General features: G+C 34.1%; 24 protein-coding genes. 17 read left to right on the forward strand and 7 right to left on the reverse strand.

The genetic code is table 11. The features are described from left to right. Positions 1 to 175: 175 nt before the first annotated feature. The 4 genes from DPQ31_RS08450 to DPQ31_RS08465 all read left to right on the forward strand — a co-directional run bounded on the left by DPQ31_RS08450 (position 176) and on the right by DPQ31_RS08465 (position 2,265). A complete protein-coding gene (locus tag DPQ31_RS08450; protein ID WP_000343347.1) occupies positions 176 to 1,012 on the forward strand; it encodes a TrmB family transcriptional regulator in 837 nt (278 codons plus the stop codon). Then, positions 1,002 to 1,730, forward strand: a complete 729-nt coding sequence (locus tag DPQ31_RS08455) for an AzlC family ABC transporter permease (RefSeq protein ID WP_208731775.1) — start codon at positions 1,002 to 1,004, stop codon at positions 1,728 to 1,730. The genes DPQ31_RS08450 and DPQ31_RS08455 overlap by 11 nt, the downstream gene beginning before the upstream one ends. After that, positions 1,721 to 2,032 (forward strand): AzlD domain-containing protein, encoded by a 312-nt coding sequence (locus DPQ31_RS08460; protein ID WP_000425939.1) that lies wholly within the window; start codon positions 1,721 to 1,723, stop codon positions 2,030 to 2,032. Before DPQ31_RS08455 ends, DPQ31_RS08460 begins: the two co-directional genes overlap by 10 nt. A 62-nt stretch (positions 2,033 to 2,094) precedes the next feature. Further along, the gene (locus tag DPQ31_RS08465) at positions 2,095 to 2,265 is read left to right on the forward strand and encodes a DUF3951 domain-containing protein (RefSeq protein ID WP_000602233.1); all 171 of its coding nucleotides are present in this window, start codon (positions 2,095 to 2,097) and stop codon (positions 2,263 to 2,265) included. A 24-nt stretch (positions 2,266 to 2,289) separates the two neighbouring features. Here the strand turns inward: DPQ31_RS08465 and DPQ31_RS08470 are convergent, their stop codons facing one another. The 5 genes from DPQ31_RS08470 to DPQ31_RS08490 form a co-directional block, all read right to left on the reverse strand. Next, on the reverse strand, positions 2,290 to 2,649 hold the full coding sequence (locus tag DPQ31_RS08470; RefSeq protein ID WP_001131598.1) for a hypothetical protein: 360 nt from the start codon (positions 2,647 to 2,649) through the stop codon (positions 2,290 to 2,292). An 11-nt stretch (positions 2,650 to 2,660) separates the two neighbouring features. Further along, positions 2,661 to 3,254, reverse strand: coding sequence for a dienelactone hydrolase family protein (locus DPQ31_RS08475; protein ID WP_208732087.1), 594 nt, complete (start codon positions 3,252 to 3,254; stop codon positions 2,661 to 2,663). 2 nt (positions 3,255 to 3,256) lie between these two features. Then, the gene (locus DPQ31_RS08480) at positions 3,257 to 3,592 is read right to left on the reverse strand and encodes an antibiotic biosynthesis monooxygenase family protein (RefSeq protein ID WP_097957121.1); all 336 of its coding nucleotides are present in this window, start codon (positions 3,590 to 3,592) and stop codon (positions 3,257 to 3,259) included. 186 nt (positions 3,593 to 3,778) lie between these two features. Beyond that, the gene (locus tag DPQ31_RS08485) at positions 3,779 to 3,958 is read right to left on the reverse strand and encodes an H-type small acid-soluble spore protein (RefSeq protein WP_001025738.1); all 180 of its coding nucleotides are present in this window, start codon (positions 3,956 to 3,958) and stop codon (positions 3,779 to 3,781) included. A 66-nt stretch (positions 3,959 to 4,024) separates the two neighbouring features. Next, entirely contained in the window at positions 4,025 to 5,239 is a 1,215-nt protein-coding gene (locus DPQ31_RS08490; RefSeq protein WP_000212331.1) for a helix-turn-helix domain-containing protein, read from the reverse strand. Between the two features lie 117 nt (positions 5,240 to 5,356). Between DPQ31_RS08490 and DPQ31_RS08495 the strand changes: the two genes are divergently transcribed. Together DPQ31_RS08495 and DPQ31_RS08500 are read left to right on the forward strand one after the other, a co-directional pair. Then, the gene (locus tag DPQ31_RS08495) at positions 5,357 to 6,625 is read left to right on the forward strand and encodes an MFS transporter (RefSeq protein ID WP_208731776.1); all 1,269 of its coding nucleotides are present in this window, start codon (positions 5,357 to 5,359) and stop codon (positions 6,623 to 6,625) included. 112 nt (positions 6,626 to 6,737) lie between these two features. After that, positions 6,738 to 7,262 (forward strand): COG3014 family protein, encoded by a 525-nt coding sequence (locus tag DPQ31_RS08500; protein WP_208731777.1) that lies wholly within the window; start codon positions 6,738 to 6,740, stop codon positions 7,260 to 7,262. A 40-nt stretch (positions 7,263 to 7,302) separates the two neighbouring features. On the opposite strand, the gene DPQ31_RS08505 is transcribed toward DPQ31_RS08500, so the two are convergent. Then, positions 7,303 to 8,196: a LysR family transcriptional regulator gene (locus DPQ31_RS08505; protein ID WP_208731778.1), complete on the reverse strand. Its 894-nt coding sequence runs from the start codon at positions 8,194 to 8,196 to the stop codon at positions 7,303 to 7,305. A 163-nt stretch (positions 8,197 to 8,359) separates the two neighbouring features. On the opposite strand from DPQ31_RS08505, the gene DPQ31_RS08510 reads away from it, so the two are divergent. Genes DPQ31_RS08510 through DPQ31_RS08530 form a run of 5 tightly spaced genes read left to right on the forward strand, consistent with a single transcriptional unit; the run spans position 8,360 to position 14,151 of the window. Next, positions 8,360 to 9,352: an ABC transporter ATP-binding protein gene (locus DPQ31_RS08510; protein ID WP_208731779.1), complete on the forward strand. Its 993-nt coding sequence runs from the start codon at positions 8,360 to 8,362 to the stop codon at positions 9,350 to 9,352. Further along, positions 9,330 to 10,355, forward strand: coding sequence for an ABC transporter substrate-binding protein (locus DPQ31_RS08515; protein WP_000714709.1), 1,026 nt, complete (start codon positions 9,330 to 9,332; stop codon positions 10,353 to 10,355). The genes DPQ31_RS08510 and DPQ31_RS08515 overlap by 23 nt, the downstream gene beginning before the upstream one ends. A 12-nt stretch (positions 10,356 to 10,367) precedes the next feature. Continuing rightward, the gene (locus tag DPQ31_RS08520; RefSeq protein WP_199631591.1) at positions 10,368 to 12,038 is read left to right on the forward strand and encodes an ABC transporter permease; all 1,671 of its coding nucleotides are present in this window, start codon (positions 10,368 to 10,370) and stop codon (positions 12,036 to 12,038) included. Beyond that, on the forward strand, positions 12,035 to 13,297 hold the full coding sequence (locus DPQ31_RS08525) for an MBL fold metallo-hydrolase (protein ID WP_015000322.1): 1,263 nt from the start codon (positions 12,035 to 12,037) through the stop codon (positions 13,295 to 13,297). The genes DPQ31_RS08520 and DPQ31_RS08525 overlap by 4 nt, the downstream gene beginning before the upstream one ends. 20 nt (positions 13,298 to 13,317) lie before the next feature. Further along, positions 13,318 to 14,151: a hypothetical protein gene (locus tag DPQ31_RS08530; protein ID WP_000755332.1), complete on the forward strand. Its 834-nt coding sequence runs from the start codon at positions 13,318 to 13,320 to the stop codon at positions 14,149 to 14,151. A 53-nt stretch (positions 14,152 to 14,204) separates the two neighbouring features. Here DPQ31_RS08530 and DPQ31_RS08535 read toward each other — a convergent pair whose 3' ends face one another. Continuing rightward, positions 14,205 to 14,627, reverse strand: coding sequence for a YfmQ family protein (locus tag DPQ31_RS08535; protein ID WP_097957130.1), 423 nt, complete (start codon positions 14,625 to 14,627; stop codon positions 14,205 to 14,207). A 41-nt stretch (positions 14,628 to 14,668) separates the two neighbouring features. Here DPQ31_RS08535 and DPQ31_RS08540 point away from each other — a divergent pair, with 41 nt between their 5' ends. The 6 genes from DPQ31_RS08540 (at position 14,669) to DPQ31_RS08565 (ending at position 18,310) form a co-directional block, all read left to right on the forward strand. Further along, entirely contained in the window at positions 14,669 to 14,785 is a 117-nt protein-coding gene (locus DPQ31_RS08540) for a hypothetical protein (protein ID WP_001987133.1), read from the forward strand. A 65-nt stretch (positions 14,786 to 14,850) separates the two neighbouring features. Beyond that, positions 14,851 to 15,012, forward strand: a complete 162-nt coding sequence (locus DPQ31_RS08545; protein WP_000108701.1) for a hypothetical protein — start codon at positions 14,851 to 14,853, stop codon at positions 15,010 to 15,012. A 162-nt stretch (positions 15,013 to 15,174) separates the two neighbouring features. Next, positions 15,175 to 15,810 (forward strand): cupin domain-containing protein, encoded by a 636-nt coding sequence (locus DPQ31_RS08550; RefSeq protein WP_000107762.1) that lies wholly within the window; start codon positions 15,175 to 15,177, stop codon positions 15,808 to 15,810. 248 nt (positions 15,811 to 16,058) lie between these two features. After that, positions 16,059 to 17,150 (forward strand): serine hydrolase, encoded by a 1,092-nt coding sequence (locus DPQ31_RS08555; protein WP_199631593.1) that lies wholly within the window; start codon positions 16,059 to 16,061, stop codon positions 17,148 to 17,150. A 123-nt stretch (positions 17,151 to 17,273) separates the two neighbouring features. Continuing rightward, complete coding sequence (locus DPQ31_RS08560; protein WP_199631594.1) at positions 17,274 to 17,849, forward strand: histidine phosphatase family protein; 576 nt, start codon at positions 17,274 to 17,276, stop codon at positions 17,847 to 17,849. 89 nt (positions 17,850 to 17,938) lie between these two features. Further along, positions 17,939 to 18,310, forward strand: a complete 372-nt coding sequence (locus tag DPQ31_RS08565; RefSeq protein ID WP_000461765.1) for a hypothetical protein — start codon at positions 17,939 to 17,941, stop codon at positions 18,308 to 18,310. Positions 18,311 to 18,318 lie beyond the last annotated feature (8 nt).

An 18,318-nucleotide genomic window follows, 5' to 3' on the forward strand; every position in this document is an offset into this window, starting at 1 on the left:
CTATGTAGAAAATGCCTTTCATAAGAAGGCTTTTTCTTTTATGTTAAAATTTCAGAATTATCAATTGACTTTATAGGTCTTCTTTTTTTATATTAGTAGGTATAGTAATAACTACTAATATAAAATGAATGCATCGTTTTCAAATGAGAGCTATGTAGATTGTGAGGGGTTACCGATGGATGAAATAATAAAAGAGTTACAAAAGCTAGGTTTTTCCCAATATGAATGCAAAGCGTACATTGGATTATTAAAACATTCCCCAGTAACAGGATACGAAGTGAGTAAACAAACAGGGGTACCTCGTTCGATGATTTATGAAGTACTTGGCAAGTTGATGGATAAAGGAGCGGTGCATATCGTTCCTTCTGAACCAGTGAAATATGTACCAGTGCCAGCTACGGAATTAATGGATCGAATGCGAAAAGACTTTGAAAAGTCCTTTGCATTTTTAGACCAGAAATTAAATTGTTTAGAACAAGAGCGGCAAATTGATGTAATTTCGCATATTCGCTCAAATGATCGTGTTTTGAAAGAAATATGCAATATAATTAATAGAGCAAAAGAAGAGCTATGGATTTCAGTATGGGAAGATCAAGTGCACGAGATTGAGCCGTTCATTCATCAAAAGGAAGAGGAAGGTGTACATATTTTTTCCATTTTATTTGGTGCTCCAGAAACAAAAATAGGAGCGACATTTCATCATAATTATATGACACCTCACGTCGTTGAAAAGAGAATGGGAGGTCATTTAACTGTTATCGCGCGTGATGGGGAAGAAGTATTAATTGCTAACTTTTCAAATGATAGCACTTCATGGGCGGTGACAACGTATGATCCAGCTTTAGTACTCGTCGCTACAGAGTATGTTCGGCACGATATTATGGTGGAAGAGATTACGAAGGAGTTTGGAGCTGATAAATTAGATACATTATGGCGTGAAAACATAGATTTAGTTCATGTCGTAACAGGCAAACGCACGATGGAAGAAATGGAGGGAGATAATGGTGAATAAAGCTCAAGCACATATGACACTGCAGAGCGATGATTCATTTCAGCAAGGTGTAAAGGATTGTTTACCAACTGTATTTGGATATTTGAGCATTGGTATAGCAGCTGGTGTTATTGCGAAAACAGCAGGTTTTTCGGTCATAGAAATCGCCTTTATGTCCACGTTAATTTACGCAGGTTCTGCTCAGTTTATATTAGCGGGGATGTATGCAGCAGGTGCCCCAGCCTCAGCAATTATTTTTACCGTGTTCTTTGTTAATTTACGTCACTTATTAATGAGTGCGGCACTTGCGCCTTACTTCACGAAGATACCTCTTTTTAAAAATGTAATAATTGGTTCGCAAATTACAGATGAAACTTTCGGCGTTGCAGTGCAACAAGCAGCGCAAAAAGGATATTTAGGCGAGAAATGGATGATGGGCCTTAATGTAACAGCGTATTTAAATTGGATTCTTGCTACAGTTATCGGGGGGCTTTTTGGTGAGTGGATACCAGACCCTCATACGTACGGGATGGATTATGCATTACCAGCGATGTTTATCGGATTATTTGTACTTCAGCTAATAAGTAGTAAACCGAAACCAGCAATTCATCTCAGTGTAGCAATTGTAGCGATTATTATCGCATACGTTTCACACTTATTTATGCCAGATAGTATAGCAGTTATTATTGCAACATTACTAGCTGCGACGATTGGAGTGCTGATTGAAAAATGGAAATGAGATTAGATGTATTATTACTATTACTAGCGGCAGGAGCTGTCACACTCGTGCCGCGTATTTTGCCTCTTCTCGTATTTAGTAAAATACAAATTCCAGACTGGGGTTTAAAATGGTTAAATTACATACCAATTGCGATATTGGCAGCACTTTTAGCACAAGTATTATTTATGCATGAGACGATGCAGTGGGATTATCTTATCGCCGCAATTCCAACATTTCTTGTCGCAATCTATACTCGTAGTCTATTAGGAACCGTATTAACTGGAGTGATTGTGATTATTTTGTTACGTTTCTTTTTCTAGAAAGGATTCGGCTCATATAATAGCGAAAGGTGTAATAACAAGAAATTTATAGGGGTGGTGTTATGATACTTTTAACGATAGGAGCAATATTGTTAACGTTGTTTATTTTCTTTATTATCGGCTTTATTACGTTTATGATGTTTGTTGATAAGGCGACACCTCAAATTTATTATACACCTTGTGAATCAGTGACAGTGAAGTCTAAAGGTAAAGATAGAAGGAAGAAAAGTTGATGTCGTGCTTTTCTTCCTTTTCTTTTACATTCCTGAAAGAACTAACAGCAACACTCCGAATAGAAAACTAATAAAAGAAAGAAAACCGATACATATCGAGAACACACGATTATTTCTCCATTCGCGCCAGAAGACGATAAATCCTAAAATGCAAAGGAAAAACCAAATGGGTAAAAATATGAACTCACTCATTTTCTTGGGGAGTAACGAATAAAAAGTTGTTACATATAGTACCCAATTTGTTAAAAATAAAATACAAACGATAATGGATTGTGAATAGGGACGTTTTAAAAATTTCTCATTTTTAACTGTTATAAAAATGAGAGTTAGCGCTGATATAAAGGCAATGATTATGAAAATAAGTAAGAGTAATGTAAGGGGCATTAGAACCTCCTTTATAAGAGTGCTTTCATAAGAAATGAATCTATTAAATTGTATACTTGTTTTGTAGAGTGTTCGTTATATTTTTCAGTGTATGGATTTAAAAATCCATGCTCACCCTGTAGTTGTTTTATTTCTAATAAAGGATTATCTTGTTGCTGTAATGTTTTCGTTAAGGAGGATACTGAAAAACTAATTTCTTTTTCAGGAAAAATCAGTAATGTAGCACATGCAGGCTTCATGTGAACATAATCGCGTATACGAGAGCCGTAACATCCAATAATAAAATCTAGTTTTGGATTGTTACTACATAGCCATGAGATGGTAGCTCCAACGCTAAAGCCGATAAGTCCAATATGTGTGTAACGATTGGAAAGGCTATGAATGAGTTCCTCAATTTGCTTTTTTCCACCATCAAATCCAATGTGGTTCATAAAATATTGGTATGCTTTTTCTTCATTATTATAATGAAATGCCTGTTGTAATTGTAGAAGATTCGGGCAGAATACATCTATTTGAGATGAAGTGAAGTGGTCAATTACATGATGCATATGATCATTTACACCATATATTTCATGTGAAACAACGAGAGCTAATTTTTTCTCCATCATTACAAAATTTCTCTTTGAAACTTGTATTCTTTCTCTACAAGGCAAATACGCAAGTGGAAGTTTTCATACCATTGCTCACGACCTCTTTTTTTCGCTTCTTTATGTAAGGTGTTCTTTTTCCAATTTTCAATTGTTTCAAGTGATTCCCAATAAGAAATTGTAATGCCGAGGCCCGAATTACCGCGTGCACTTTCTACACCTAAAAATCCAGGTTGCTGTTTTGCAAGTTCCTCCATTGTTTCGGCAACGGTACTATAATCTGTTGTATCATTTGATAAATTAGAAGTGAATATAACTGCATAATAAGGTTTGTTTTTTTCTAAATCAGATTTCATTGTCTTTCCCCCTTAATGTATAGTACGAATAATTCATCCATAGTTTGTATTTTAGCAGGTCACAAAAAGAAAAGAAGTGGAAAATTCAAATTTTTTCATCCCATGTAAAATAGAAGATAGAAGAAATTTATAATAAATAATCTAAAGAAAGAAAAACGCCACTTCAAAAAATTGAAGTGGCGTTTCTTATATTTCCTCTAAGCTATTAACTGGAACAGTTAATTCGCGACCTGGATTTTTTACTTCATATATGCGGGCGGTTTCGTTGCTTTCGTCGACGTGTTGAATCATAACAGGCATGCCTTGAAAACTGACGTTGGCATGTTCCGCTGACACAGAAAGCTCTTTTGCACGTTGAATATTCATTTATATTCCTCCCATCATTATTATCTTTGCTAAAAAAGAGGAATAATATACCATTTCGAGACATTCTTAAAGTTTTTGTATTATTTGTAATGTTTCTTTAATAAATGAAGTGAAGATGGAATCAGGATAGGACTGTACGATTTCGTATGCTTCTGTTACTTCTTCAAGAGCTCTTTTTTTATCATTAAGTTTGACATAACAAAGAGCACGATATGCCCCAGCTGTTGTAAGCCGTGCGTGATCAAGTGGATGGTTTATATAATCTGGTATGATAGCACGTTGTAATGTTTTTAAAGCTTCTTCGTATTGTTTTAAACCATACAAAGCTTTTCCTTTTTCAAGATAATACGATCCATCATCTTGAAAAATTCGCTCATCTTTTAGTTTTTCTCGAAATTGTTCTACATGTTCTAATGCAATAGTATATTCATGAGTAATTGTGTTGTAGTAGTAAGCTTTTAAAAGATTAATAACCGCTGCAGATAAAGTATCTTCTGTAAAAATGGCAAATTGCTCTGATTTTTTTATGTAATGTAAATATTGTTCTTTATCAGCCGTGAGGACTTTTTGGTAAGATAAAATACGGTAAAATTCATCTGTTTTATAATACACTTGATGTTTTTTTGAAAATGCAAGTGCATCTAAAATGACACTTTCACATTGTTCGTAATTACCATATGCAAGAAAAATAATTGCCTCATATAAATATAACTCGATATGTATAATGAGATCCATTTCTAAATGTTTCTCTTCATAGTCATTTCGGATGCTAGCAATGAGTTGTAAACATTCAGCATACTTTTTACGTGTGAATATCGTAAAGGATAATTTTAATTTTGTTTCCGTACTTTCCCGGTATAACGTATATTTTTCAAAAATAGAAGTAGCCTTTTCCACGTAATGTTCAATATTGTAATCTTTCATTTTAGCCGCAGCTGTTACAAATTGTTTATATAAACGAGCGGTATTCAAAGTGGGAGGTAGCTCTTTTTGAACGATAGGTAGTAAGATCTCATATACTTCATCGTACTTATTTGCTTTTATTAGTTGTTCCATTTGTTGAATGAGTTCTATCATTTCCACATCATCATCTTCTAGTAAAAAACTCGTTTCGCATCCAAGTTTTTCAGCAATATATTGTAATGTTTTCATGGAAGGTGTAGCTTTTCCGTTTTCAATTTGGCTTAGCATACTTTTTGTCAGTTCTGAACCTGCTAAATCAGTTTGAGTAAGCTTTTTTTCTTTTCGTAACGTTTTAATTTTTGCACCGAGAGTAGCCATTATATGCTCCTTTATAATTTAAAAGTTAAATACAATTAAACTTTTTATTGTAAAAATTGGAAAGTTGATTATATAATAAGTTTAACACAATTTAACTTTTAAGGGGAGAGTGGCATAATGGGGGATGTAAGTATAGGTCAACATGATTGGAAAATGAAGATTGCAACGAGAAATATTATTTTAATGATGATTGGAAAAATGACGTCCTTGTTAGGGGCGGGTATTTATACATTTGCAATGGGGTTATACGTATTAAAGATAACTGGTTCAGGAATGGGGTTTGCAACTACCCTTATTTGCGGATCAATACCAAGAATGATCTGTGGCCCAATTGCAGGTGCTGTAGCTGACCGCGTCAATCGAAAATGGCTTGTCATTGGCACAGATTTATTAAGTAGTGTAACGATGCTTATTATGTTTATTCTTGCAACTACTTTTGGGCCATCACTACTGTTTATTTATGTATCAGCGGCATTATTATCAATTTGTGCAAGTTTTTATTCTGTAGCATTAACTTCGTCTATTCCTAATTTAGTAGATGAGGAGCGTATTCAAAAAGCGAGTGCTTTGAACCAGACTGCAGCATCATTATCGAATATTTTAGCACCAATTATTGGCGGAGTTGTATTTGGTTTCTTTTCAATTAAGTCGTTCTTTCTGTTAAATAGTATTACATTCTTTTTAGCGGTAATTGTACAATTATTTATCGTATTTGATTTATATAAAAAAGAAATGGTTGAAAGTAAAGAGCATTTCTTGATGAGTATAAAAGAAGGTTTTTCATATATAAAAAGACAGCATGAAATATATGGTTTAATGAAAATAGGGCTATGGGTAAACTTTTTTGCAAGTGCACTGTTCGTTTCACTACCATTTATTATTATTCAAAACCTGCATTTATCCTCGAAGCAACTCGGTGTTGTAGAGGGCATGTTAGCAGTCGGGATGCTAATTGGTGCGATTGCATTATCAGTACGTAAAGAAGTGAATAATCCGTTTCGCTCTGTTTATATTGGGCTGTTTTTATTTGCGGGTTTAAGTTTATGTACAGTCGTCCCATTGTTAGTTACCATTCCGAAAGTAGTAAGTTTTATGTACTATATTGCTTTTATGATTTTAACGGGTATATCAATGATGGCTGTAAATATCCCGATGCAAGTACATTTGCAAAAGACGACAGATCCAAGTTATTTAGGCCGCGTTTTCGGTTTGCTTGAAACAATTGCTACTGCCATCGCACCGCTTGGTATGATTGTATATGGATTATTATTAGATATGTTACCGACTAGCATTGTTATGATGACAATAGGCGGAGGATTATTGTTAGTTGTTTTAGTTGGAGTGAAGAAGCATGTAGCGAAAAAGCAAGTGGATGTGTCAGCCTAAAAGAAAATTTGACTTAATGATAAAAAATGACCAAATTAGTATTTTAGTTTTTGAAACTCTTTTTCATGTATGTTACAGTAAAGTGAGCAGGCAAAGAAAAGGAGAAAACATCATGAAAAAAATAAGTTTTGTTATGCTTTTTCTGTTAGTTGTAATGGCTGGATGTAGTAATTATGACACGTATATTGAAACAGGTATGCAATCATTGAAAGATGAAAAATATAGTGATGCAACAATGTGGTTCGAAAAAGCAGAAAAAGAGAAATCAGGAAATGAAGCGAAATCATATAAAGAAATTGCCGAGATAATGGATCACGGAGCAACAGCATTAAAAGACGGTAAGTATTTAGAAGCGAAAGATATTGCAAATGAAGTGTTACAAAAGAAAAAAGATGATGAACTTGAAAAAGCTGTAAAATCAAATGCAGAGAATATGCTTCAAAAAGCAAAAGATGTGGAAGAGAAAGTAAATGAAAGAGTGGCAAAGCGGAGAAAAGTAGAAGGAGAAGGAATCGATAAACTTATTAAAGCTGTCGATAGTATAGATGAAGTGAAAGAAAAAGAGAAAAAAGTTTCAGAAGCCTTAGATAAGGCTGAAGAGGCGCAAGCAAAAATTGAGGCGAAGAAAAATAAATAGAGTTTTAGTTTAAAAGGCTGTCGTGTATAACGACAGCCTTTTAATTTTTGGCTGCGAAAGAAATGATGCTATGTAGTAAAAAAGAAATGATTTTAGAATTCCATCTGTCCTCATGATGAATCGTATAAATGTTACGCTGAAATTCAAATCTTGGAATTGGTATATAGCATAGCTCATTTCGCTGTATTTCTTGTTCAATAGCAAGTTTAGAAATAAAAGCGACGCCATTCCCGTATTTTAAAATTTGTTTCATCGTTTCTAATGAATCTAGTTCAATTTCAGATTGGAATGTGATGTTATGTGCTAGTGTCCATTGTGTAAGTAAATCTCTCGTTGTAGATGGATTACGATGCAATAATATACGTTCTTTTTCGATATCTTGTAATGATACATTTGTCTTTTTAGCAAAATGATGTTCTTTGGAAAAAGCGAGAACAAGTGTATCAGGCATTACATTCGTTTGTTTTAAAAGTGGTTCATCAAATGGTGCAGCAGAAATTACTCCGAGATCAATTTCATGATTTTGTAGCATGATTCGAATTTCAGGAGCTGGTTTTACCATGAGCGTTATTTTTATATTAGGAAATTCGCATTGAAATTGGTGAACAACTTCTGGTAAAAGATAAGTCGCTGGTACATAACTAGCACCGATTGTTATAGCACCTTTATGAAAATCTTTAAACTCTTGTGTGACCCGCCTAGCTTCTTTCATAAGTACATCTATTTTACAAGCATAATGATGCAATGCCTCGCCAGCCTCTGTTAAGAAATACCTTCCGGAACGTAATTCAAATAAAGACACACCGAGTTCCTCTTCTAAGCTTTTTATATGAAATGTAATAGTAGGTTGTTTCACGCCAAGTTTTTCTGCAACAATCGTAAGCTTTTTGTATTTCTTAATAAGCACTACAATTTCTAATTTTAAGAGATTCATTATGAATTGCCCGCCTTTTTTATTTTAACTATAGAAAAAATCTATAGAAATAAATAGTTTATTAGAAGTTTTTTAATTTAATCTTTACAGTACATTAACATTCAGTATAAATCTTCCATATAGAATGAAAGCAGGTTAAGAATGAGGGGAGAGAGGTGAAACGATGGATATTAAAATTTACGGATTAGAAAAGACATTTGGACAAACACAGGCGTTAAAACCACTGCAAATTGTCATGAAACAAGGGGAATTTACCACACTTTTAGGACCTTCTGGATGCGGAAAAACGACTTTACTTAGAATGATTGCAGGGCTTGAAGAGCCGGATAAAGGTGAAATATATTTTGGAGATAAGTGTATGTATTCTGGTGCGAAAAAAATAAAAACATCTCCTCATGAACGGAATATCGGTATGGTATTTCAAGATTTTGCTTTATGGCCGCATATGACTGTGTTTGAAAATGTTGCATTTGGATTAAGGGCTACAAAGCAAACGAATCATTTACGAGAAAAGGTAGAAGATGCGATAAAGCGAGTTCGCCTGCAAGGTATGGAGAAAAGATATCCACACGAACTTTCTGGTGGACAGCAGCAACGTGTTGCATTTGCTAGAGCAATTGTAACAAAACCTCATTTTATTTTGTTTGATGAACCGCTTAGTGCACTCGATGCAATTTTGCGTGAAGAAATGCGCTTAGAGCTTATGGATATCGTTCATTCTATTGGCTTAACGGCATTGTATGTAACGCATGATCAAACGGAAGCTATGTCAATGTCAGATCAAATTATTGTCATGAAACAAGGAGAAGTATTACAAAAAGGAACGCCAGAAGATATTTATGTGAAGCCGTCTCATGAATTTGTTGCAAAGTTTGTTGGTAAGGCAAATTGGCTTGTAGAGAATAAACAAATGGTTCGTCCAGAGCACGTGAACTGGGCAAAAAATGAAGTGTGCGATACGTATACAGGTGAAATTCAGCACGTTACATATGTCGGAGAACGTTATGAAGTGAAAGTAAACATGGGGACACTCGGTGTATGGACAGCTTATCACAATAGTAAGCTAAGCGTCGGCAAACCGATATCGTTATATGTACCAAAAAAATGTATTCATCATATAGGGGGAGAGTCGTATGAAGAAATTCAGTTCGCTTAAGTCTTTATTTGTATGTACTTTACTATTTTCAGCTGTAGTAACAGGTTGTAGTTCAAAGACAGGTAGTGCAGATGCAAAAAATAAAAATTCTAATGAAAAGAAAATTGTTGTATATAGTGCAGGACCGAAAGGATTAGCAGAAAAAATTCAAAAGGACTTTGAAAAGAAAACCGGTATAAAAGTGGAAATGTTTCAAGGAACAACAGGTAAGATTTTAGCGAGAATGGAAGCTGAAAAGAAAAATCCAGTCGTTGACGTTGTCGTACTCGCTTCTTTACCAGCGATGGAAGGACTAAAGAAAGATGGTCAAACGTTACCTTATAAAGAAGCGAAACAAGCTGATAAGCTGCGTTCTGAATGGTCAGATGATAAAGGACATTATTTTGGATATAGTGCTTCAGCATTAGGAATTGTGTACAACACAAAAAATGTGAAAACAGCACCTGAAGATTGGAGCGATATAACGAAAGGAGAATGGAAAGGAAAAGTGAATCTTCCAGATCCAGCACTTTCAGGCTCAGCTTTAGACTTTGTAACAGGATATGTGAAAAAGAATGGACAAGATGGATGGAAATTATTTGAACAACTTAAGAAAAATGAAGGTACAGTAGCGGGGGCAAACCAAGAAGCGTTAGACCCAGTTGTAACAGGTGCGAAAGATATGGTAATTGCGGGTGTTGATTATATGACGTACAGTGCAAAAGCTAAGGGTGAACCGGTTGATATCGTATATCCAAAAAGCGGAACAGTTATTAGTCCACGTGCGGCAGGCATTATGAAGGGTAGTAAAAATGTAGAAGGTGCAAAAGAGTTTATTGATTATTTATTATCAGATGATGTACAAAAACAAGTTTCTAAAGCGTATTTATTGCCAGGTAGAAAAGATATAAAAGCTGAAAATAGACCGAATGTAGAAGAGATTCCAGTATTACATATTGATTGGAAAACAGTTGAGAAAGAACAAGATGCAATAGGAAAACAATTTAAGAAAGTATTTCAATAAGATGGTGATTACATGGTAAATCGATTCGTGTCAGTAAGACAAGTTGGAATGATAGTAGCCTTGTTATTTGTGGCGATGTTAATCGTCATTCCGCTTTTTCTCATTCTATTTTCTAGTGTATATGAAAATAGCAGTTGGAATTTTTTAAAGCCTTTTGAAGTCATGCAGAGTGGCGGATTAGCTGGGATTTTTCTGAATTCGATGCTACTAGGTGTACTCGTTGTAATAGGAGCTACAATATTTGCATTTCCATTGGCGTTCATTATGAGTAAAACCGATGTAGGGAAGTATAGTAAGTTAGATATTGTTTTTATGATTCCATTTATGACCCCGCCTTATATCGGATCGATGGGATGGATTTTGTTCATGCAACCTAACGGCTATTTTGAACAATTTTTTCCGATGCTAAAGACGATTTCATCATCGTTTTTTAGTTTAGGAGGTATGGTCTTAATTATGAGTCTGCATTTATTCCCATTCCTTTATTTCATGTTGAAAAACACGTTACTTCAGATTGGGAGTAGTAAAGAAGAAGCGGCAGCAGTTCATGGTGGGAGCTTTTTCTATCGTTTACGAAAAATAATATTGCCGTTATTAGTATCAAGCTATGTCATGGGTGCTTTACTCATTTTCGTAAAGACGATTGCTGAATTTGGAACACCAGCTACATTTGGGCGTAGAATAGGATTCCACGTGTTAACATCAGAAATCCATAAATTTATTTCGAGTTGGCCGATTGATTTTAGTAGTGCAACAGCATTATCTTCTTTATTACTTAGTGCATGTATGCTCATTTGGTATATGCAAAATGTATTGAATCGAAAGTATTCATATGCAATGGTTAGTGGAAAAGGTGTGAAATCTAAAAGGTATACTTTGTCTATATTTGCGCGCGTTGTAGCATGGGTTTATGTGATTAGTTTGCTAATCGTATCAATTGGTATCCCATACTTTTCTATACTGATTGCTTCATTGTCGAAATTAAGAGGCGGTGGCTTACATGTAAATAACTTTACAATAAGTCATTATGAAGCATTGTTTACAATGGGTTCTCCAGGATTAGAAGCTTTATGGAACAGTTTTCTTTTTTCGCTCGTAACAGCGGTTGTTGCTGTAATGATTGGAGTCTTTTTAGCACTTATGATTCGAAAGGGGAAGAAGTCTTCTGAAAAATGGCTTGATATGTGCGGTATGTTACCGAATATGGTACCAGGAATAGTGATGGTTGTAGGTCTTATTTTATTTTGGAATTCACCATATATGCCTATGTCCATTTACAATACACCTGTTATGGTTATCGTAACGTATGTTGTTCTTTTTTTACCTTATACAGTGCAGTATGTAAAATCATCGCTCGGACAAATTGATGACTCTCTTGTGCAGGCAGGAAGTATTTTTTCCGGGAATTATATTTATATTTTTAGGAAAATAATATTGCCTCTTATTATTCCTGGCATTCTCGCTGGATGGGCGATGACATTTACGATTTCAATACGAGAGTTAGTAGCATCGCTTCTCGTATTACCTCCATCAGTAGAAACGTCAGCAACGTTTATTTTTGCTCAATTTGAACAGGGGGAAGTATCTATAGGAATGGCGATGGCAGTTGTTTCTGTTGGACTTACAACACTATGCTTATTACTTCTGCAACATATGGAGCAAAAAAGAAAAGGGGTCGCATGATGAGGGTAGAAGTATGGGGAGGAGCAGGAGAGTACGGTCGTTCCTGCTATTTTGTAAAAAATAAAGAGACAAAAATCGTATTTGATTGTGGTATTAATCGATCGTATGAAGATAGTTATCCAAAACTAGAAAGAGAAGTCGTTCCATTTTTAGAGGCGGTATTTTTATCGCATATTCATGAAGATCATACGATGGGTTTACCTTTATTAGCGAAGTATGGATATAAGAAAAAAATATGGACAACTCGTTATACAAAGGAACAACTTCCAGCTTATTTTGAAAAATGGAGAAACTACAATCTTTCGCAAGGGTGGAATGTACCTTATAACGATCAAAATATAAAAGATTTAAATTATGTATGTATTGATGAGATTAGTAATCCAAATGAATGGATACAAATTACTCCTACATTGCGGTTTCAATGGGGGTATAGTGGGCATGTATTAGGAGCGGTTTGGTTTTTAGTGGATATGTGTAATACATACGTATTTTATTCTGGTGATTATTCCGCAGAATCTAATATACTACGAGCAAATTTACCTGAGAAGTTGCGAAGCAATATAAAAATTGCAATTGTAGATGCCGCTTACCATACTGATGATGTTTCGCAAAATGAAAGATTAGATAATCTATGTGCAGAAATTGAACGAGTTATGAAAAATAAAGGAATAGCATTACTACCGCTACCGCAACTTGGTAGGGCGCAAGATATAGTATTGTATTTATATGAACGATATAAAGAATTTCCGCTTATAGTAGATAAAGAAATTTTGGCTGGATTTGAAGAGATGTTCCTATATAAAGATTGGATAAAAAATAATGAAGAACTTCAATGGGTTATGGAGAGTTTAAAAAGAAACATAATCGTTATGGATCATGACATTAGTCTGCAAAATAGTTACGGAATAGTTGTAATGAGTGATGCGAATATGCAAACGAAACGCGCACAGTTATACTATGAACAAATTCGGCATGAAGAACGGAATTCCATTATTTTTACAGGACATATTGCGAAAGAGAGTTTTGCAGAAAAAGTTATGAAAGAGCATGTAAGGAATACATGTAGGGTGAATCGAGTTCCGTATAAAGTTCATCAAAGTATGGGTGATGTTAAGGCAATGTTAAATATATTATTACCGGAACATACTTTGTTAGTGCACGCTCTTAAAGAGGATACGGATCGATTACAACAAAAGCTAAGTACAGCAGGATATGAAAATATATATTCACTTGCAATGGAACGTATAGAAGTCATTTAAAATGTAAAGGGGATAGGTATATGAAAAAAGTATTTGTATTCGTAAGCATTTTCTTTTGTTGTTTCCTTTATAACGTGATGGAAGGGTTTGCTGCTAGTCCAATGAAACCTAGTTTTGAAGTGAAGTTATTATTAAAGCCAGAACAAGTATTAGGTTATAACAAAGAGATGAAGCAAGAGGTACTAGAACATTTCCAAGCTGGTACAAATGATGAAAGAATACAAGTGCAATTTTTAGATACGGCGAATAAAAGTTTAAGTAACGAAGGTTGGTTTGCGAGAATTCGAAAGAAAGAATTTAGTAAAGATTTTGAGCTAACATATAAAAAAAGATATCCTATTCAAAATGGTGTAATTCAAGATGCACTAGAAGTAGCTAAAAAAGAAGGATTTGATAGTAAAACGGATAGTTATGAGGCGGAAATAGATTGGGGATTTGGGAAGAAAACGTTAAGTATTTCAAATAAGAAAAGTTACAGTGCGAAAGGATATGGGGTACTTGATTTACCAAATGAACAAGCTTCTCAAAATATGTTAATAGAAAAGTTACCAGGGAAAATGAACAAATGGTTGTATACGAATTGGGGAGAAGAAATGTTAAGGGATTCTCATATTTACGGTCCTGTATTAATGAAACGATATACAGGTGAATTTGAAAATATAAAAACGAATATTGAAATTTGGCCATTAAGTAATACTGGGAAGATAGAAGATGACTTCGTAATAGAAGTGTCGTTTAAAACAAATGAGGAAAGTATTGCGACAAAACAAAGAGAATTATTAATGGCGAGTATAGAGAAAAAAGGATGGTTGTTACCGAAAGATAGTTTGAAGACAGAGCTTATTTTTCAGTAAATGAGAAAAAAGGAATCCATATTTCGTGGATTCCTTTTTCTAATATATGAGTATTAAGCTAAGTCAGCTGACACGAACATATCACTATTTTGAAGATTTTTAGAGCGTAAACTATAAGCAACTACCTTCTTTTTATGTTGTTTTACAACATCAACATGCTCCTCGTGACTATAAATATAAAATGTAAAATCCTTTTTGCCACGTTTTGCATTAATAATTAAAGGAGTGCCTTCATTGTGAGGCGGTGCATAATAGCGATCTAAAAATAAACCTTCATTAAAATCATGAATGATTTGAGACTTTTTTTCGTCTTCTACGCTCTTCCCATTAATAGTAATAGTCACATTCTCTTCTTCAAGTTGTGGATGTGTTTCGTACTTGCTAATAATGGATTCAATAACAGTGTTAGGAAGGCTAGAAACGATAATTTTAAATGCCCCAAATACAACTAACATTACAATAAACCAAGTCGTCATAGTATATCATCCCCTTTATTCTATTTAATAATATAACTCATATGGTAATAGTACATATGGTGAAGTTTTGTATAATTTGTGAAAAATATGCCATTTTTACGAACGAAATGTTAGAAAAATCAATTTTGTTACAAAAAGTTGAAATCGAAGTATTTTAAAAGAAAAAGGTTTATAATAAAAATATAACTAATAACCACATTACTAATTATAAGGAAGTGTAACTATGAGTACTGTAGCAATCGTGTATGGTATTATTCTTTCTACAATTATTGTTTTATTTTTCGTTGGAGTTTCACGTTATATTCATAAATGGAAAGAAGGCGTTGCGAAATTAAATCACATTGAAGAAGAACTTAGTGATTTAATGTTACATCATGGTAAGTAAAAGAGTTATTATTTAACTAAACAATGTGAAGGATATCACAAAACATGCTTTCCTAATGAAAGCATGTTTTTTTATTATGTGCTGAATAGGCACATATCATCTATTTTTTCCATACGATACATCGTTAAGTACAAAATGTTAGGAGCGGAAAAGAGGGATGATATGAGTACGTCAGGTTATGTTCCAGATAATAAAAATTTAAAGAAAAGCTCAGGAACTCCAAACCTTTTCTTTGATTCAAGAAAAAATGTCTTTTTTAAAAGGGATGAGAAAAACGTTGCATATGAAGTTACTTCAACGCAGTTACCAGCAATGATTGGAGGAGCATTTGTTGATTTATTTATGACGAAGGGACATATGCGAGAACCGCATTGGCATCCGAATGCATGGGAATTAGATGTTGTTGTATCAGGAGAAGCAGTTACATCCATTTTAAATCCTGAAACGAATCAATTGCAAAATTATCATGTAAAAGCGGGGCAAACAGTCTTTATTCCAATGGGATGGTGGCATTGGATCACAGCCATAACAGAAGAAGTACAATTACATTTGTTCTTCAATAACGATCAGTTTGAAACAGCAGAAGGATCAGACATACTTAGATTAACACCACCAGAAGTATTTCAAGCTGCATACGGTGTAAGTGCAGAGAAATTAGAGAAGGACCTTTCGCCAATTAAGGAGTCAGTTGTAATTGGTCCACCTAACTCCAAACGGCTAAAAGATGTTAAAGAAAGTGACGACTCAAATATAGTCGTTACGTTAAATGGACAAATAACTTCATGTGAAATAGAGTAACTCTTTCTTTTTTAGGAAGAGTTATTCTGTTTTGTATAATTTTGTAATTAAATTCGTTATAATAATTATATAGAAGGGAATGTATCTGGCATTAACGGGCAGTAAAACTCCCACCTTAAAATTCGGCTGGAGCGAAGATGTTAGGTGAGAGTCGGGCTGCCCGTAAACGCCGATTGGTTCAACTAATAATCAGTGGGGGATGAACACCCCCACTGATTATAGTTTCACTTTATTAGAGGGGGTATATTGTGAATATATTTAAGATTATAGGAATTGTTGCAGGAGTGATTCTAGTAGCTGTTATAGCTTTCTTTGTCATTATGAAGTACTATTTGTCAAAAGAAGATCCTGATTACGTATTAAAGTACATAAAAGAACATAAAGACGATGAAACATGTTCATTATTTATTAAAAGAAATGGAGAAGTATTAACTTCTATAAATGCCAATAAAAAATTACCATTGGCGAGTACGGCGAAAATCGTAATAGCAGTTGAATTTGCTAAGCAAGTATCAGAAGGGAAAATAAGTCGAGATGAACAAATTTCATTGCAGGAGCTAGAAAAATATTACGTTAAAAACACTGATGGTGGAGCGCATCCTAACTGGTTAGAAGATGCTAAAGCGAGAGAGTTAGTGAAAAATGGACAAATTGCTTTGGAAGAAGTCGCTAAAGGGATGATTCATTATAGTTCGAATGCAAATACAACATATTTGTTAGAAAAGCTTGGAATAGAAAGAGTAAATGAAAGTATAAAAGAGTTAGAGCTTACTAGTCATGACAAGTTCTCTTCGTATACTGCTTCACTATATATGAGAGGGTATGTAGAAAAAGAGCTTCATGAGCCAGAAAATCAATCTTTAGAAACGATACGTAACATGTCAAAGGATGAGTATAATAAACATGTGTTACAAATACATGAATGGATGAAAGATGAAGAAGAATGGAAAAAACGGGATATCCCATTAAAGGTAGATATGGAATTTCAGCGAATTTGGTCAGATCGATTAGTGGGTGCAAACGCTAAAGATTATATGAGTATAATGGGGAAAATAAATAGTAGAAATTATTTTCCAAAATCAATGCAAGATGAAATTGAGAATATTTTTAACGGAACAGTTAAAAATAGTAAGTTTGAATACGCTGGACAAAAGGGTGGTTCTACCGCATTCGTATTGACAAAAAGTTTGTATACTACGGATAAAAACGGCAATAAGGTGGAAGTTGTAATTATGTTTAACGATATAGATAATCAAGTTGCATATCAAAAACTTAGAAGTAACATAGATTATTTTATTCAAGATTTTATAACAAGTAAGGAATTTAGAAATAAATTATAATGAAATAATTTTATTATGTAAACAAAAGAGTGCTTTTTAAAAAGCACTCTTTTCTATAAATGATACAGGATTTTCTAATTATGCCATTGAATATAGATTGAAAATAAGAAAGGAAGTTGAAGAATGACGACAATATATTTCGTTCGCCATGCCCACTCAACATATACAAAAGAAGAACGTGAACGGCCTTTATCTGAAAAGGGACACTGTGATGCAGAAAATGTAACACGCTTATTAAAAGATGGGCATATTGATGTTGTGATCTCTAGCCCGTACAAAAGAGCAATTCAAACTGTACAAGGAATTGCGAATACATATAATGTATCGATACAAATAGAAGAAGATTTACGGGAAAGGTTATTAAGTTCAGAGCCACTAGAAGATTTTAATGATGCTATTGAGAATGTGTGGGAAGATTGGACTTTTGCATACGAAGGCGGAGAATCAAATAATGTAGCACAAAAGCGTGCTATATTATGCATGCAAAATATATTGGAAAAATATAAAGGGAAGAATATTGTAATAGGTACTCATGGGAATATTATGGTGTTACTTATGAATTATTTTGATTCGAAATATGATTTTCAGTTTTGGAAAACAATTCAAATGCCTGACGTGTACAAATTAACTTTTGATAATAATCGTTTCATTTCTGCTGAAAGAATAGAGGAAGCAGGTCATCGGATAAATATTTTGTAAAAGTTTATCAAAAAAAGAGGAAAGAGAGAAGTTATTGTAGAAGTATGACTTTGTAACATAAAAAATATATGTTAAAGGAGGCTGTTTACATGTTTGAGAAAGAGAAAGAAGGGCTTATTGAAGTTCACAACGTATATGAAATTGCACCAGCAGATGGAACAATTATTGGTATGGCAACGGAAGAAGAAATGGAAATTGCTGCTGAGCTAGAGTTACAGTACTGTGCCCATTCTCGTTTGTTAGAAGCAAATATTCAGTTAGACGGTTCCTCCTATAAAGAGTTACTTCAGGAGTTCCAGGAGTATGAAAGAAAATCGATGAACTTTTGGCGAGCATTACATAAACGTTTAGCTGTGCCATGGGCATGGGTACTACGTATTGATGTTGCGAATGGTCCTATATATGTAAGCAATGGGTATTCGTATTATGAAGAAATTGATGATGAAGAAGATTATGAATAGATAAGTAA

Origin of the sequence: Bacillus sp. COPE52 (assembly GCF_003355115.1) — a bacterium.
In the GTDB taxonomy this organism is placed as follows: Bacteria; Bacillota; Bacilli; order Bacillales; family Bacillaceae_G; genus Bacillus_A; species Bacillus_A toyonensis.

Bases quoted from the DNA above. Each gene is read 5' to 3' on its own strand.
- DPQ31_RS08530 (WP_000755332.1), top strand. From the start codon at position 13,318: ATGAAAAAAGTATTTGTATTCGTAAGCATTTTCTTTTGTTGTTTCCTT.
- DPQ31_RS08450 (WP_000343347.1), top strand. From the start codon at position 176: ATGGATGAAATAATAAAAGAGTTACAAAAGCTAGGTTTTTCCCAATAT.
- DPQ31_RS08510 (WP_208731779.1), top strand. From the start codon at position 8,360: ATGGATATTAAAATTTACGGATTAGAAAAGACATTTGGACAAACACAG.
- DPQ31_RS08520 (WP_199631591.1), top strand. From the start codon at position 10,368: ATGGTAAATCGATTCGTGTCAGTAAGACAAGTTGGAATGATAGTAGCC.
- DPQ31_RS08540 (WP_001987133.1), top strand. From the start codon at position 14,669: ATGGTAATAGTACATATGGTGAAGTTTTGTATAATTTGTGAAAAATAT.
- DPQ31_RS08515 (WP_000714709.1), top strand. From the start codon at position 9,330: ATGAAGAAATTCAGTTCGCTTAAGTCTTTATTTGTATGTACTTTACTA.
- DPQ31_RS08560 (WP_199631594.1), top strand. From the start codon at position 17,274: ATGACGACAATATATTTCGTTCGCCATGCCCACTCAACATATACAAAA.
- DPQ31_RS08490 (WP_000212331.1), bottom strand. From the start codon at position 5,239: ATGGCTACTCTCGGTGCAAAAATTAAAACGTTACGAAAAGAAAAAAAG.
- DPQ31_RS08495 (WP_208731776.1), top strand. From the start codon at position 5,357: ATGGGGGATGTAAGTATAGGTCAACATGATTGGAAAATGAAGATTGCA.
- DPQ31_RS08460 (WP_000425939.1), top strand. From the start codon at position 1,721: ATGGAAATGAGATTAGATGTATTATTACTATTACTAGCGGCAGGAGCT.
- DPQ31_RS08525 (WP_015000322.1), top strand. From the start codon at position 12,035: ATGATGAGGGTAGAAGTATGGGGAGGAGCAGGAGAGTACGGTCGTTCC.
- DPQ31_RS08470 (WP_001131598.1), bottom strand. From the start codon at position 2,649: ATGCCCCTTACATTACTCTTACTTATTTTCATAATCATTGCCTTTATA.
- DPQ31_RS08505 (WP_208731778.1), bottom strand. From the start codon at position 8,196: ATGAATCTCTTAAAATTAGAAATTGTAGTGCTTATTAAGAAATACAAA.
- DPQ31_RS08535 (WP_097957130.1), bottom strand. From the start codon at position 14,627: ATGACGACTTGGTTTATTGTAATGTTAGTTGTATTTGGGGCATTTAAA.
- DPQ31_RS08480 (WP_097957121.1), bottom strand. From the start codon at position 3,592: ATGAAATCTGATTTAGAAAAAAACAAACCTTATTATGCAGTTATATTC.
- DPQ31_RS08485 (WP_001025738.1), bottom strand. From the start codon at position 3,958: ATGAATATTCAACGTGCAAAAGAGCTTTCTGTGTCAGCGGAACATGCC.
- DPQ31_RS08545 (WP_000108701.1), top strand. From the start codon at position 14,851: ATGAGTACTGTAGCAATCGTGTATGGTATTATTCTTTCTACAATTATT.
- DPQ31_RS08550 (WP_000107762.1), top strand. From the start codon at position 15,175: ATGAGTACGTCAGGTTATGTTCCAGATAATAAAAATTTAAAGAAAAGC.
- DPQ31_RS08500 (WP_208731777.1), top strand. From the start codon at position 6,738: ATGAAAAAAATAAGTTTTGTTATGCTTTTTCTGTTAGTTGTAATGGCT.
- DPQ31_RS08455 (WP_208731775.1), top strand. From the start codon at position 1,002: ATGGTGAATAAAGCTCAAGCACATATGACACTGCAGAGCGATGATTCA.
- DPQ31_RS08465 (WP_000602233.1), top strand. From the start codon at position 2,095: ATGATACTTTTAACGATAGGAGCAATATTGTTAACGTTGTTTATTTTC.
- DPQ31_RS08565 (WP_000461765.1), top strand. From the start codon at position 17,939: ATGTTTGAGAAAGAGAAAGAAGGGCTTATTGAAGTTCACAACGTATAT.
- DPQ31_RS08475 (WP_208732087.1), bottom strand. From the start codon at position 3,254: ATGGAGAAAAAATTAGCTCTCGTTGTTTCACATGAAATATATGGTGTA.